The organism is Microvirga aerilata (assembly GCF_016743775.1).
Lineage (GTDB): Bacteria > Pseudomonadota > Alphaproteobacteria > Rhizobiales > Beijerinckiaceae > Microvirga > Microvirga aerilata.
On the sequence record NZ_JAEQMY010000100.1, the window covers coordinates 1 to 13,269 of the forward strand.

10 protein-coding genes and 2 pseudogenes are annotated in these 13,269 nt (G+C 59.8%); 2 read left to right on the plus strand and 10 right to left on the minus strand.

Annotation, left to right across the window (positions count from 1 at the left end; translation table 11 throughout):
- Positions 1–131 precede the first annotated feature (131 nt).
- Together JKG68_RS27495 and JKG68_RS27500 are read left to right on the plus strand one after the other, a co-directional pair.
- Complete coding sequence (locus JKG68_RS27495; protein ID WP_202065109.1) at positions 132–296, plus strand: hypothetical protein; 165 nt, start codon at positions 132–134, stop codon at positions 294–296.
- Positions 297–319: 23 nt separating this feature from the next.
- Positions 320–859 (plus strand): IS630 family transposase, encoded by a 540-nt coding sequence (locus tag JKG68_RS27500; RefSeq protein WP_312890996.1) that lies wholly within the window; start codon positions 320–322, stop codon positions 857–859.
- A 12-nt stretch (positions 860–871) separates the two neighbouring features.
- Here JKG68_RS27500 and JKG68_RS27505 read toward each other — a convergent pair whose 3' ends face one another.
- The 10 genes and pseudogenes from JKG68_RS27505 to JKG68_RS27545 all read right to left on the minus strand — a co-directional run.
- Entirely contained in the window at positions 872–1,858 is a 987-nt protein-coding gene (locus JKG68_RS27505) for an IS481 family transposase (protein ID WP_202065110.1), read from the minus strand.
- 85 nt (positions 1,859–1,943) lie between these two features.
- Positions 1,944–2,282: pseudogene (locus JKG68_RS34940) on the minus strand (FAD-dependent oxidoreductase); the annotation flags it as partial.
- Between the two features lie 109 nt (positions 2,283–2,391).
- The gene (locus tag JKG68_RS34335) at positions 2,392–2,592 is read right to left on the minus strand and encodes an FAD-dependent oxidoreductase (protein WP_202065111.1); all 201 of its coding nucleotides are present in this window, start codon (positions 2,590–2,592) and stop codon (positions 2,392–2,394) included.
- A gap of 49 nt (positions 2,593–2,641) precedes the next feature.
- The gene (locus tag JKG68_RS27515; RefSeq protein WP_202065120.1) at positions 2,642–3,403 is read right to left on the minus strand and encodes an ATP-binding cassette domain-containing protein; all 762 of its coding nucleotides are present in this window, start codon (positions 3,401–3,403) and stop codon (positions 2,642–2,644) included.
- Entirely contained in the window at positions 3,400–5,082 is a 1,683-nt protein-coding gene (locus tag JKG68_RS27520) for an ABC transporter permease (protein ID WP_246515945.1), read from the minus strand. Before JKG68_RS27520 ends, JKG68_RS27515 begins: the two co-directional genes overlap by 4 nt.
- A 7-nt stretch (positions 5,083–5,089) precedes the next feature.
- The gene (locus JKG68_RS27525; RefSeq protein ID WP_202065122.1) at positions 5,090–6,304 is read right to left on the minus strand and encodes an ABC transporter substrate-binding protein; all 1,215 of its coding nucleotides are present in this window, start codon (positions 6,302–6,304) and stop codon (positions 5,090–5,092) included.
- Between the two features lie 632 nt (positions 6,305–6,936).
- Entirely contained in the window at positions 6,937–7,512 is a 576-nt protein-coding gene (locus tag JKG68_RS27530) for a hemerythrin domain-containing protein (protein ID WP_202065124.1), read from the minus strand.
- 852 nt (positions 7,513–8,364) lie between these two features.
- The gene (locus JKG68_RS27535) at positions 8,365–10,740 is read right to left on the minus strand and encodes a putative bifunctional diguanylate cyclase/phosphodiesterase (protein WP_312890998.1); all 2,376 of its coding nucleotides are present in this window, start codon (positions 10,738–10,740) and stop codon (positions 8,365–8,367) included.
- A gap of 29 nt (positions 10,741–10,769) precedes the next feature.
- Positions 10,770–11,162, minus strand: coding sequence for a hypothetical protein (locus JKG68_RS27540; protein WP_202065127.1), 393 nt, complete (start codon positions 11,160–11,162; stop codon positions 10,770–10,772).
- Between the two features lie 193 nt (positions 11,163–11,355).
- Positions 11,356–11,850 (minus strand): annotated as a pseudogene (locus tag JKG68_RS27545) (IS6 family transposase); the annotation flags it as partial.
- Positions 11,851–13,269 lie beyond the last annotated feature (1,419 nt).

The following is a 13,269-nucleotide window of genomic DNA, read 5'->3' on the forward strand; positions in this document are numbered from 1 at the left end:
AACACCCGGCTGCTCTCTTTGTTCTTCGGACAGACTGATCCTCCTGCAGAGGCCATTTCATAGACATCGGCCTAGATGTATGGTCCCGGGATGTGGTGTGACGGGTTAATCAGGAGCTGCTGCGCTCCTTGGTGGACGCCAAGTCCGGCATCACGCTCGCCGAGATCCAAGCCGAACTGCGCGCCCGCGGGATCGTGGTGCAGGCGCTCTCGACCATTCATCTGATGCTCAAGCGCATGGGCCTGACGCGTGAAAAAAGACGCTCCGGGCGGCCGAGCAGGACCGGCCGGACGTAGCCCAGGACCGCCGCCGCTTTCGCGTGTGGCAGCGTCTTATGGATGCAAGCCGCTTCGTGTTCCTGGACGAGACCGAAACCGCCACCAATATGACCCGGCGCTACGGCAGGGCGCCGCGCGGGCAGCGGGTTGTCGATGCGGTGCCACACGGGCACTGGCTCACCACCACCTTTGTGGCGGGCCTGCGCGAGAGCGCCGTCATTGCACCACTCGTCGTGGATGGTCCGATGCGAGGCGAGATCTTCAAGGCTTATGTGGAGCAGATGCTGGCTCCGGCACTCTCGAGGGGTGATGTGGTCGTGCTCGACAATCTAGCCGCTCACAAAGTGGCCGGCGTCGAGGAGGCCATCCGAGCTGTCAGGGCCAGCTTGCTGTATCTGCCGCCCTACAGCCCCGATCTTAATCCGATTGAGCAGCTGTTCGCCAAGCTCAAGGCGCTGCTGCGCAAGGCAGGTACCCGCACCAAGGAGGCGCTCTGGACCACGATGGGAGAACTGCTTGACGCCTTCGAGCCGAATGAGTGTCGCAACTACCTCAGGAACTGCGGGTATGAGCCTGTCTAAATCGAATCTGCTCTAGCTGTCTGGATGCGAGACATCCTTGGCGTGAGCGACGACCTCGAGCGCTTGCGGCAGAGCGTCTGAGTCGGGCGGCTTGAAGCGGTGGCTGGCGAGCTTCGGCACGGCAGCCAAGCGCTGTTGTACAACCCGCTCGGGTGAGGCGCCCTTGAGCACGCGTTGACGCCTCCTGTTGTAGGCTTGGTTGAAGCCCTTAAGCAGCGTCTCGAGGTCCCGATGACTGTAGATGGTGACTCCGAGCACCTCGCGCTGCACGCGCCCATTAAAGCGCACGACGAGGCCATTGGTTTGCGGCGCGTAGGGTTTGGTCCTGCGGTGCTCCACCTTCAGCTGAGAGCAGGCGTCCTCAAAGCCATCCGCCGTGAAGCAGGATCCTCTGTCCGTCAGGATGTGTGTGACCTTGAAGGGAAACGCGCGAACCGCCTCTTTGAGGAAGGCAACCGCGCTGGTGGCCAGTTCGTCGTCCTTGACGGCCAAGTGCACCCAGCGCGAGCAGCGGTCGATGGCGACATATAGGTACCGTTTACGCCGCTCCCCATTGGCGGTCTGCAGCTTGGGTAGGTGTTTGATGTCCATGTGCACGAAGCCGAGGTCATACTCCTTGAACGTGCCGCTCCTGCGCTTGCGCTGCTGCGCCGGTGGCAGGCGCCCCAGACCCTCCGCCTTGAGGATGCGGTAGACCGCGTCCCGGTTCAGATGGGGCAGGAAGTGCGTGACGACGAAGGTGAGGTCATCGAGTGGAAAGCCGGTGGCCTGGCGCAAGGCGCAGACGATCGCCCGCTCTTCCTCGGTGGCTTTCCAGGGCAGCTTGTGCGGCCGGCTGGAGTGATCCTGGCAGTCGTGCACCCCGCGCTTGCGCCATTTGCGGATGGTTTCGGTGCTGACGCTGAAACGCTGGGCCAGCACGCCGGTGGGCTCTCTCGAGCGGGCGATCTCCTGGCGAACGGCTGGAGTGGTGCGAGCTTGCGGATGAAGGGAGTGCATCAGATCCTTCACCGCGCCCGCGACGGGCGCCGCGAGCCATCGAAGCGCCAAGTATAGTTCTCAATCGCCCAACCTCATCTGCCAGTCGTTGGAGCAGGGCTTGGGCCAGTTCAGGATCGTCCTTGGCCCAGGCCTTACCGCGTCCGATCACCGTCACCTTGGCACCTAAGCGCCGGAACGCCTGCCCCAGCCCCATCCCGATCGGATCACTGCCAAGAATGATCAGATGTCGTGGCAGCTCCCAGATCTCGAAGATCGTGTCGTTGGTGAGGTAAGGAACGTCTACCAGCCCATCTATGGGTGGAGTGGCTACCTCGGAACCGGTGGCGATCACGACTCCGTGGGCCTGGATTTGCCGGTTTCCGGCCTGTACGGTCCGGGCGGCGGAAAAGCGCGTCGTCTCCTGGATGACTTCGACGCCCATTCTTCGAAACGCTCAACGGAGTCATGCGGGGCGATGGCATGATTGCCCCGAGAACATGATCCCGCACCCGGGTAAAGTCGACACTGGAGCTAACCTCTAGGCTAAAGGACTAAGCTTCACGGGCGCCGTGAACGGCCTTGGCTGCGGCTAGGAAAGCCTTGGAGGGCACGCACCCGGTGTTCAGGCACTCGCCTCCCATCGCGCCGCGTTCGATCAGCACCACCTTCCGACCGACCAAAGCGGCGGCCGCAACCGACAGACCGGCGGAACCAGCCCCGACTACACAAGAATCTACCTGTGAGCGACCCATCACCCTGTCCTCTTTTCTTCTGTCCAACAATTGGATTTGCCGGAGAGCCTCACCGTCGTGAGCCGCTCATACTCAGGGGAGCGACCGGCGATGCCCCGTCCCCGATTGTTTCCACGATCCGGGATGGGCGGACGACCACATCATTCAGTTGAATGACGACCCCGGCCGCCGCCTCTGCATCCGCTGGATCATGGGTCACGAGCAGCGTTGGCAATCCTCGTTCGCGTACATGAGCGAACACGAAGGAGCGGAACTCCTCCCGCAGGGCGACATCGAGCTTGCCAAAGGGCTCATCGAGCAGAAGGGCTCTCGGCTGGGACAGCAGCGTGCGCAGCAGCGTGACCCGCGCTTTCTGCCCACCGGAAAGGGTGGAGGGGTCCCGATCCTCGAAGCCGGCCAGGCCGGCGCTCGCCAGGGCATCGGACACCATAGCCTGCCGCTTGCGCCGGTCCCTCCACCTGCCGCGCCGGAGGCCGAACAGAAGGTTTCCCGCAACAGTGAGGTGCGGGAACAACACCGGGTCCTGAAACAGAATGCCCACGTGCCGGTCCTCGGCGGGTAGATACTCTATGAATTCACCGCCAACCATGATCCGCCCGCTGGCGGCAAACACCCTAGGATCAAGAAACCCGGCGATGTAGGAGAGCAAGGTCGACTTGCCCGAACCACTCGGCCCCATGATCGTCAAAACCTGGCCGGGTGGTACGGACAAGCTGAGTCCCCCAACCAGGTCGCGGGACTCTCCTTTCACCGCAATGGAAATGCACTCCAGTACAAGTCCTTGGCACAGGCCGGAAATGCCGCCCGTCATGCGAGCCCCCTGAACCGTCGGAACACCATTAGCGGCAGCCAGAGCGCAGCGGCATAGGCCAAGAGAGGAACGCCGGTCTGGAGGACTGCGTAGATCCCAAGAATACGGCGATCCCCGCCGCTGGACAGCGTCACGGCTTCCGTGGTGAGGGTCGCGATCCGCCCGGCACCGGCGAACAGCGTCGGTAGGTATTGCCCGACGCTCACGGCAAAACCCACCGCGCAGGCCACCAGGATGGGGCGCGTGAGCAGAGGCAGCTTCACGGCAAAGAACACCCGCCAACGACTCGCTCCAAGCGCAGCGGCGCTGGCGGCATAGCGCGGGTCGAGAGCCCGGAACGGGTCCGCGAGCGATAGAAACACGTAGGGCAACACGAAGATGAGGTTCACCCACACCACAGCCGAGGTGGTGCCGTCGAGCCCAAGGCGGATGAGCACCACCTGGACGCCGAACAGAAACGCGATCTGCGGCACCAGAAGCGGCAGGTAGAGGAGCCAGAGCGCTGTCGTGCCGGGGCGGAGGCTGCGGCGCTGTTCGTTCTCGAGACAGGCAAGGGTGAGAATCGCCGCAATGGTTACGGCGGTAAGACCGATGGCTGCCGTCGTCCCCACGACGGTGCCAATTTGATCGCCGTGTGTCCTCCACAGGGAAAGCTGCCACCCGTCCGGCAGGGCATGAGGGAAGCGCCATGCGGCCGCCACCGACCAGATAGCCATGCCAGCGAGCGCGATGACACCGAGGCCGCCCAGGACGACAGTCGTGACGCCAATAGCGTCCGTCAGTCCCTGCGTGACCTGCGATCGGCCTCCGCGCTCGATCCAGCGGCACCCAAGGACTGCGATCGGACGCTCGATCGCCAGCCACGCGAGGAGTCCGAGAACCACGAGCACCAATTGAAGGCTCGCCGCCGCGGCCGCTGGGTAATAGAGGCTTAGGTCGTAATTGGAGAACCAGCGCGTGGCGAGCACCGCCAGGGGCGGAGGATTGCCCGGCGCCAGGATCAACGCCATGTCGACCACGGATAGGGAGAACGCGAGAACAGCAAACACCGGCAGCCGAATCTGCGGGTAGATCTGCGGGAAGACCGCCTTGAGCCAAGCCGTCGCCGGACGCTGACCCAGTGCCCTGGCCGCCGCTAGAGTGTGCCCGACCGGCACCTGTGCGGAGGCGGCAAAGATCATCAGAACCAGATAGGGCACCTCTTTCACGAGAAGACCACCAATGAGGCTGAGACCCAATGGGTCCTGGACCGTCACAAGGCCGATGGGCGGGCGGTCGAACCCGGTGGCCCAGGGCGAGACCAACCGGACCAGCCAGCCACTCGGCATGATGACAAAGGCAAACCCCAGAGCCATGGCGCTCGGCGGGCTGGCAAGAAGCGGCGGGAGAGCGGACCGAAGGCGGAGCACGGAGGGACGATGGGCCGTCATGGCACAGAAGCCGACGGCCGCCAGCAGGGCCAGCACCGTGGTTCCAATCCCAGTCGTGAGCGTCAGGAGCAGGGCCCGCTCGAAGCCGGGCGAGGCGAACAGCACTCGCCAAGGCTCCAATGTGAGCCCCGTCCCGCCGATGGCCGGGAAGTATCCGAACGCCGGCAGGACGGTCCAAGCCAGGCCGAGAACGATCGGCGCCCCAAGGACGATCAATGTCAGGGCTGGCGCGAGCCGCAAAAGCATCATCCCGGCCTCAGTTCGAGTAGCGCCGTTCCCACTCGTCGACGATCCGCGTCATCCAGCTCGGATGCGGCTCCGGCAGGGACGTTCCCAGTTCGGCGTTGGTGGGCAGGCCGACGGCATCGGCCGGGCGATCGAACAGCCTGCGCTGATCAGGGGGGAGCTTCTCGAGATCCAGGACCATAAAGCTGCCGATCCACTTCGGGTCCTGCGCCTGGGCCTGAACCTCAGGTTCGAGCAGCAGGTTGGCGACGACCATAGCCCCCTCCTTGTTGGCCGCATTGTAGGGAATGGCCACGAAGCTGGTGTTTCCGATCGTCCCCTTGTCCAACACATAGACCCTAGAGCTCTCGGGCAAGGTCCCTTTCTTGATCGACACAGCGGCATCGGCAGGGTTGAACGAGATCGCGAGCGAGATCTCGCCATCATTCAGCAATTGGATCTGGGCCGTGCCGGTTGCGGGGAACTCGCGCCCTTCCCGCCAGAGGTGCGGCCGGAGGGCGTCGTACCACGCCCAGAGGGGAGCTGTCGCTTCCGCGAAGTTTGCATCATGCGCGGGCGACTGGAGCACCTCGTCATCCGGGGTGAGCTCGTAGAGTGCCTGCTTGAGGAAGGTTGCGCCCAGGAAATCGCGCACGGTCGGATGGGTCAGGCGGCCAGGATTCGCCTTGGCCCATTCGAGCAGCGCAGGCACCGACCTGGGAAGGGTTGGGGGAGGCGTGCGCGCCTCATCATAGAGAAAGACGACCTGCGCCATGCGCCAGGGCACCCCGAAGCCCTCCACGGGCACCGTGAAGTCCACGAGGTTGGACGGCTTCTTCTCGGTGTCGACGTAGTGCCAGTTCGGCAGCTTTTCCGCAAAGGGGCCGAACAGGAGGCCCTGATTCCTCATGGTTAGGAAGTTCGGGCCGTTGATCCAGATCAGGTCAACGCTTCCGCCACTGTTGCGACCTGCGGCCTTTTCAGCAACGACCCGTGTCACCGCCTCTGCAGTATCATTGAGTTTAGCGTGTTCGACTCTCACACCATAGCGCTTGGACGCAAGGTCACCTACCCAGCCAAGAAAGGCGTTCGTTTGTGGGTCACCAGCCCAGGCGTTGAAGAAGACCGTCTGACCTCGGGCGGCGGCCGAGATTTCGGCCCAGCTTCGTGTCTCCTTGGCAGCGGTGGGGTAAAGGGCCGTGAGCATGAGCCCAATTGCAGCAAAAGCAGAGGTGAGCCGAACCATGGTTTGTCCTTTCGAATAGACGGAAGGCTCCGACGAGCAAGCGGGCGCGCAGGATCAGCAGGTATGGCACACTCAATCTTCTGCGAGCGCCGGCGCCGGAGGCGGTTGGTACCTAACAATCATTTCGCGTGCCAGATCCAGTTGGTTACATTGATCAGCAGCTTGGGTTCTCCCTGGTGTAGTACTCATAAAGTATTGGAACATGTCTGGATTGTCGCTTCTGTTCGTAGGAAACAACCGCCAACGATTTCCGCTACATCCTAGTGCCGAGGCGTAGCTCCGCAGCAAAGAGGGAGCGTGCACGGTCGATACTTACCGTGGGCTCTAGCTGAGGCTTGGCTTTACCCTCCTCTGCGGCCATTGGGCCGCTGAATGCCTCACCTGAGATCCAAATGGCTGCTCTGGCAGCGAAACGAGACCGCGAGCCCTGGTAATAAGGGGCAACGGCTAAACCAAAGCAGGTGGCTGCTGACCACCAGCCATGATGGCGGCGTCTAGTCGGCTGACGTTTGCTTTCGGGGAAGGCTGTTCATGGAACGGCCGAGTGAACAGACTGTCCCGCTAGTGGGATCTCCCGCCTGTCCACTGATATCTGCTTGAGCCAAGTCTGAGGCAAGTTTTGAAGCGGGTTCTTAGCCGGTTTGCCGCCCCGTGAGCTTGTCCAGCAACCGGTCAACCATGCCAACACCCGGTCCGACAGTCTTGTGAAAGAGCTCAGAGTGTGGCGCGCTGGGATGTGGGCGGGTCGGCGCCAGTTTCTTGGCCATCTCCACCTTTTGGCCCATGTCGACGAGTCTCTCAGCAGGGATGTGAGCCTGTAGCTGCGGGAACTGCTTCGCCTCCTCGTCGTTCGCATGGTGGCGCAAGTGCGTCTCCAACTGCCGGACCAGTTCCATGAAGGACGGATCGGAGGCCTCGACGTCTTCCATTTGCTTCATAACCTGGACAATCTCTTGGTGCTCCTGCTTGTCGTGCTCGACCTCCTTGGCACCGTTTGGCACGTGTTCCTCTATCGCTGGATAGACGTACATCTCCTCGGCAACGGCATGACGCATCACTTCTGCGATCAAAGTATCGGCCAAGTCCCTCCGTTGGCCGGCGTCTGATGTGTGCTGAATTTGGCCGAGTAGCGCGATCATCTCTTTGTGGTCTGTGGTGAGGATGTCGATGACATCCGTGCCTCGCCCACCGCTGGTGTCCTGAGTCATGGCTCTCCTCCTACGAGCAGTTACTCCGCAACATACGTACGATATTTCGACATAGGGTTTCGCGGCAGCAAGTCAAAGCCTGTTGGAACCTCATACTCGAGCAGCGATCCTCCATGTCTACAATCGGACGCTCCATGGCCCCCAATTTCATGTAGTTTAAGTGCACTCGGAAGATGATTTCGCAGGGATGCAATGCGACTACCTATAGAGCCAGTAAAAGCCATCTTTCCAGCCCAGCCGGCAATGATTTCGTGATCTTGACCTGGGTTGCAGCGGTCGCTTCGCAACTCTCATACTGTTCAGATCCCAGTACAGGGATCTAAAAGGGCCATCATGGCGTTCTCGACGTCCAAGGTTGATCATCGCTGGAAAAGCTCCTAGCAGGGCGTCGAACTCGGGATGACGTTCCATGACGGCACGAATGTGCGGGCACACCGGAAGGTCGCGGGGGCCCACTGAGAAGGGGATCTTAAGCTCACCGAGACCATCGTGAGGCGTTTGATTGGTCTCGTAGGGGGTATGTATGCACCAAAGCTTGTGTGATCGCCGATGGCTTGGGCCTGCTAGGTACCAATTTGCCTCCATCCTCCTACCGACCTATCCGGAGCCAGGACAGCCATTCCGGCGACGTGATGGTGATGAAGTTCGGCAGGTTCCCCATTCCGGCAGGCGGCGTTCTTCAATGGGGATGAGCGCGGAGTTATTGGCAGCGCGGAGGGAGTTCTTGACTGTCGAGGTATAGACCGCGGCCAGAGCCGCAGCATGACCGATGGCAAGCTAATAGGTCCCTCGCTTCGTCACCTAGACCACGGTAAGCACCGCCCGCTCAGCAAGGGCGAAACGTGCTCTATGCTAGACTGCGCGATACGGTCCCATGTGCCCTCTTCCTTTGCTGCCAAGAGCGTAGGACAGAAGGTCCGCCAATTGGCTCGCAGGTCGGGCCGGGCTGAAGAGGTAGCCCTGCACCTCAGTGCACCCTTCCAAACGGAGCTTGTCGAGTTGAGCCCAGTTCTCGACGCCCTCGGCCGTCGTCGTCATGCCAAGGCTGGCACCAAGGCCTGAGATCGCCTTGATGATAGCAACAGCATCACCTCCTCCAGGCAGGTCACCGATGAACGAGCGATCGATCTTGATCTTGTCGAAAGGAAACTTGCGCAAATAGCTAAGAGACGAGTAGCCCGTGCCGAAGTCGTCCATCGAGATGCGCACCCCAAGCTCCCTAAGTTTGTGGAGAATGGCAAGCGTATTGCCAGTGTCGTGCAACATCACCGTTTCCGTGATTTCAAGCTCCAGCCTGGAAGCTGGAAGCCCCGAGGCTTCCAATGCTACAACAACGTCCTGCACCAGTCCCAATCCTTTGAACTGAGCAGAGGACAGGTTCACTGCCAAGCGAATGTCATCCAGCCATTCGGCAGCATCCATGGCAGCTTGGCGTAGAACCCAAGCTCCGATCTGGCTGATGAGCCCAATTTCTTCAGCCAAGGAGATGAAGTCGTCTGGAAGGAGTTGTCCACGTAGTGGATGATTCCAGCGCAGGAGGGCCTCAAAACAACTCACCCGATCTTCGGCGATATTGATGAGCGGCTGGTAATAAACCTCGAATTCGCCGTTTAGGAGAGCTTTGCGGAGATCGAGTTCCAGGACGCGACGAGCCTGCATCTTGGCGTCCATGTCAGGTTCGAAATACCGGAACGTGCCCCGCCCGTCTGCCTTCGCACGGTAGAGAGCCATGTCGGCTGCTTTGAGAAGATGATCAGGGTCTATGCCGTCGTTCGGAGCGAGTGCGATGCCTACGCTGACACCGATCACGACATGGTGGCCGTTGAGGTCATAGGGCGCACTGAGCCTCTCAATGATACGCTGAGCCAGTTCTGTTGTGTGGTATGGCTGCTCAGTTCCGACTTGCACGATGGCGAATTCGTCGCCTCCAAAGCGAGCTACTGTATCCGTATCCCGCACGCATCCCCTCAGACGTTCGGCGACAGCTTGCAAGAGAGCGTCCCCTATCGGGTGTCCGAGCGTGTCATTCACCGCCTTGAACTGGTCGAGGTCTAAGTACAGAACCCCAAGCTGGGCATTTCGGCGAACCTGCATCAATGCCCCTTCAAGCTTCTTCCTGAACAGGAGCCGGTTGGGCAAGTCCGTTAGTGTGTCATGATGGGCCATGTAGGAGATTTGGGCCTCAACACGGACGATCTCGGTAATATCCTCATGAGCGGCTACATAGCCACCATCAGACATTGGCCTATGGCTGATCCTAATGGTTCGCCCATCTTCGAGTTTGCAGTTGAATGCTGTTGTATCAGCTCTACGTGCCAGTTCCTCATGCTGATTGGTGTAGGTATCGAGATGAACAGGAGCATTGCCAGCCTCACCTCGGAACTGGAGGATATCCAGCAGTGGCGTACTGGGGCATGTGAGATGCTCAGGAAGCCCATACATCTCGGTGTATCGCGCATTGCACACCACAAGGCGCTTATGCAGGTCGAACATGCACAGACCATGCGGCATGTTAGCCAGAGCCGCGTTGAAACGCTCGTTCTGGGTCTGCAACTGCCCAAGCGCCACGGAAAGGTGCTCCGATTTCTCCTGAAGCTGCCGCTGCATGGCATTGAAGGCTTTTGCCACGACTCCGAACTCGTCACGCCCGCCCTCCGGCACTAGGTAGTACCGGCCAGTCGCGGAAGTTTGGCGGATTGCTGAGAGCAGACTTCCAAGGGGCCGCCCGACGGCACGCCTGAAACCAAAAGCCGTCGTTGCGGTGGCCAGTACGAACCCAAACGCCATTACCAGAAGGGTGAACTCGCGGCGGGCTCGGCGCTCTTCGTCAACCTCGTCGGTCGTGAACCGGACCACAAGCGTTGCCCCTCGGGGATCCGCTAAGGGAAGTTCGAGCTTGTGCGCACTTTCTTGTCCAAGACATCCTACGCCACGTGGAGCTGCAATCACCGCCGCGCCGCTTGCTGAGAGACGGATCTCCGCGCATTGAACGGCTCGGTCTGAGAGCAGAGTGGAGATCAGATCAGGGGCCCCGCCTCGCCCAGCCTCTAGTTGGCTTCGGGAGATTAGGCCAGCCACCCTGCCTGCATGAGAACCGATGCGGGCGGTTACCTCGTCCAAAGCATTCCGGGTAGCGTACTCGGCAGAGAGGAAAAGGCCTAAGGCAGATAGGATGACGAACAGCGGCACGCTGTAGAGCACAAACTTAGAGTAGACACTCGCGCGCATTAGACGTCACCCCAGATCAGCAGCTATCTCTAGTTCAGTGCTGTGATCCTGCCGGCCTTCATTAGACCTCTAACCACATTTCTGTTTTCGATCTCGGTGTGAAATACGACGAATGTTTCGCTACTCCGCGCGACGAAGAAGTCAACGTTGACGTCCTTACCCTGCTCGTCACGGAAGTCTACGCAGAGCACAAAATGATCCCCCATGCGCAGGATCTTTGGATGGGCCTTTGCGGGTGCTAGGCGGGTGACTCTACCCTCGCTCGCGTGGAGCCACAGAAAGCTTCCATCGACTAGCTGCTGGTCGATATGATGGAACATCGCCGCTTGCAATTCAGCTTTCTCCCCGATTGATAGGGATTCGCTAGCCGCTATTCCAAACCACGACATTAGAAACCCGAGAACCAATACAACTCTTTTCATAGCCCCCCCTACTCTTGTTCCAAATGTTACCTAAACTTATGTAAGATCAGGTTAACTCTTCGACGTTTGTCGGGACTAGAGCTATGGTCTGTTAGAGTCTGAAGGGGTTGGTCATGGGAACTGAAGCGAGGCGGCAGAACGGCGATGTCACGGTAACTTCGCGAAGTCAGCAAAAGACCCAGCCTCATTAATGTTATGCAAGCAGGCCAGCTGCGGCTCTCCACTCTGCCATGGCCCTCAGGCGGTTAACGTAGGTGGAAAGTGCAGCTTGGTTCGATTGGGCGGGAACGAACAAGTTCCTGAGAGCGGAAAAGACCGAGGTGAACCGCTGCAGACCGCCGACAGATCGGAAGCCCTGCATTATCCGCTCCCACTCTCGCAATAGGACATTTGAGTTCTCGGCCCTATTGTTCAGCCCTTTATGGAACCGATGTTCGACCCTTGGCATCACCTGTCACCGGGCAATTCCATACGAGGGCAATTTGTCGGTAATGATGCGCTTTGGCGCTGCCCCTTGCCTCTTCAGCAGCCGAGTCAATAAGCGCTTAGCAGCCTTGATATTGCGACGGCTCTGGACAACCTCGTCGAGGACATAGCCATCCTGGTTCCCAGTCCGCCACAACCAATGCTTATTGCTAGAAATGCTAATGACCACCTCGTCCAGACGCCAGACGTCGTTACGGCTGGGCAGCACCTGGAGGAACTCAAGCCGCTTCAACAACTCGGCGTCGGTTGACTGGGGTAGACCAGGATCATTCTGCTGCGGCGAATGTGTGATACTGCGTAACTTCTCAAGGGCTGAGAGACCGACACCAGGGATTGCCAACCAATGCCGATTCGAGATCTGGGCGATCTCCTGCACAGTAGGCTGACGCCCCTGGAACTCACGCAAGACCACTCTTGCCACCCGTGGCGGAATGACTTCGAGAGGAAACGGCTCATCCAACTACATGTAGCATCCTCCAAGCTCAAGACGTCCTGCTAAAGCCAATAAGGATTCGAGGCAGACACAAGGCAAGGTACTGACTTTTGTCAGTTTTCAACCTGCCATATCCCTTTGGGAACAAAGGTTTAACCCTGCATGTGGCGAATCTCGCGTGATCTCCATAGGCCACTTCTGGAATTCTTCGGGATGGCAGCCCGCGATCAAGGCTAGCCTTGAGGTGTTCAGGCCTGTAGTAGCGGCGGGATGGATGAGGGGCTTAGATATAGGAATCGCTGGAATACGGCACACCTTTCGGGTTACGGCGCTCTGCTAGGCATAGTCCTGGGAATGTTACAGCAATTCTGTCATGTCTTCTGTCCCGCCTCCTGGCTGCATAGTCCGGGTGAGAACCTGTTCACTCATGTTCTCATCGAGGTTGTGATTGGTGCATTCGCTGGGGCAACCTTGTTGGCCGCGATTTCCGCTCTTCGCAACTGGCTTATGCAAGATCGATAGCTTCGATCAGCAGTAACGGTCTCCTAACCACACTTACAGTAGACATAGACCTACTCGGGACCTGCGGCGTTGTCCGTTTGCCTGAACATGCGGGGGTTGCCGATGACCATTCTCGATCCGATTACCGGACACCTCGTCACCATCGCTACCTCGAGCAGGCCACGCCGCTAAAGCCCTGAGCGAACGGGGGTGGTGATGAAGCGATCCTCAGCACGAGGCCAGGTGCTGGGTCACGCAAGAACTGGCACGCTGCCTCGGACAGAGCCGTCAGCCGGCAGCTGGTGTAGCCCACACCAACTCCGTCGAGCCTCATCCCAGCGCTGAGCCAAGCCCGCGAAACACGTCATCCCGGCGCCTCAGGTGGGGACGGTCGTGGGGAACGGGTCTGCGGTTCACAAACCGTCCAGGCAAAGCAGAGGCTTAGTGCCTACAACCGGCGGAGCCCTCCTCCGCCATACTGGCCTCGGAGTACGGTTGACGGTTCGTTTAGGCCACGAAGCAGTGGGATAGCATGAACGAGTGACGAGCATAGGAGATGAGCCGCATGCTACTAACGATTGAGCAACCGACAACCGAGCAGTCCTTCCTGTGACACTGCCCTACTGGCCGCTGTAAACGCGGCCTGTGTAGCGACTAAGGCTTTCAATCCTCGAAGCTCGGGGCTGT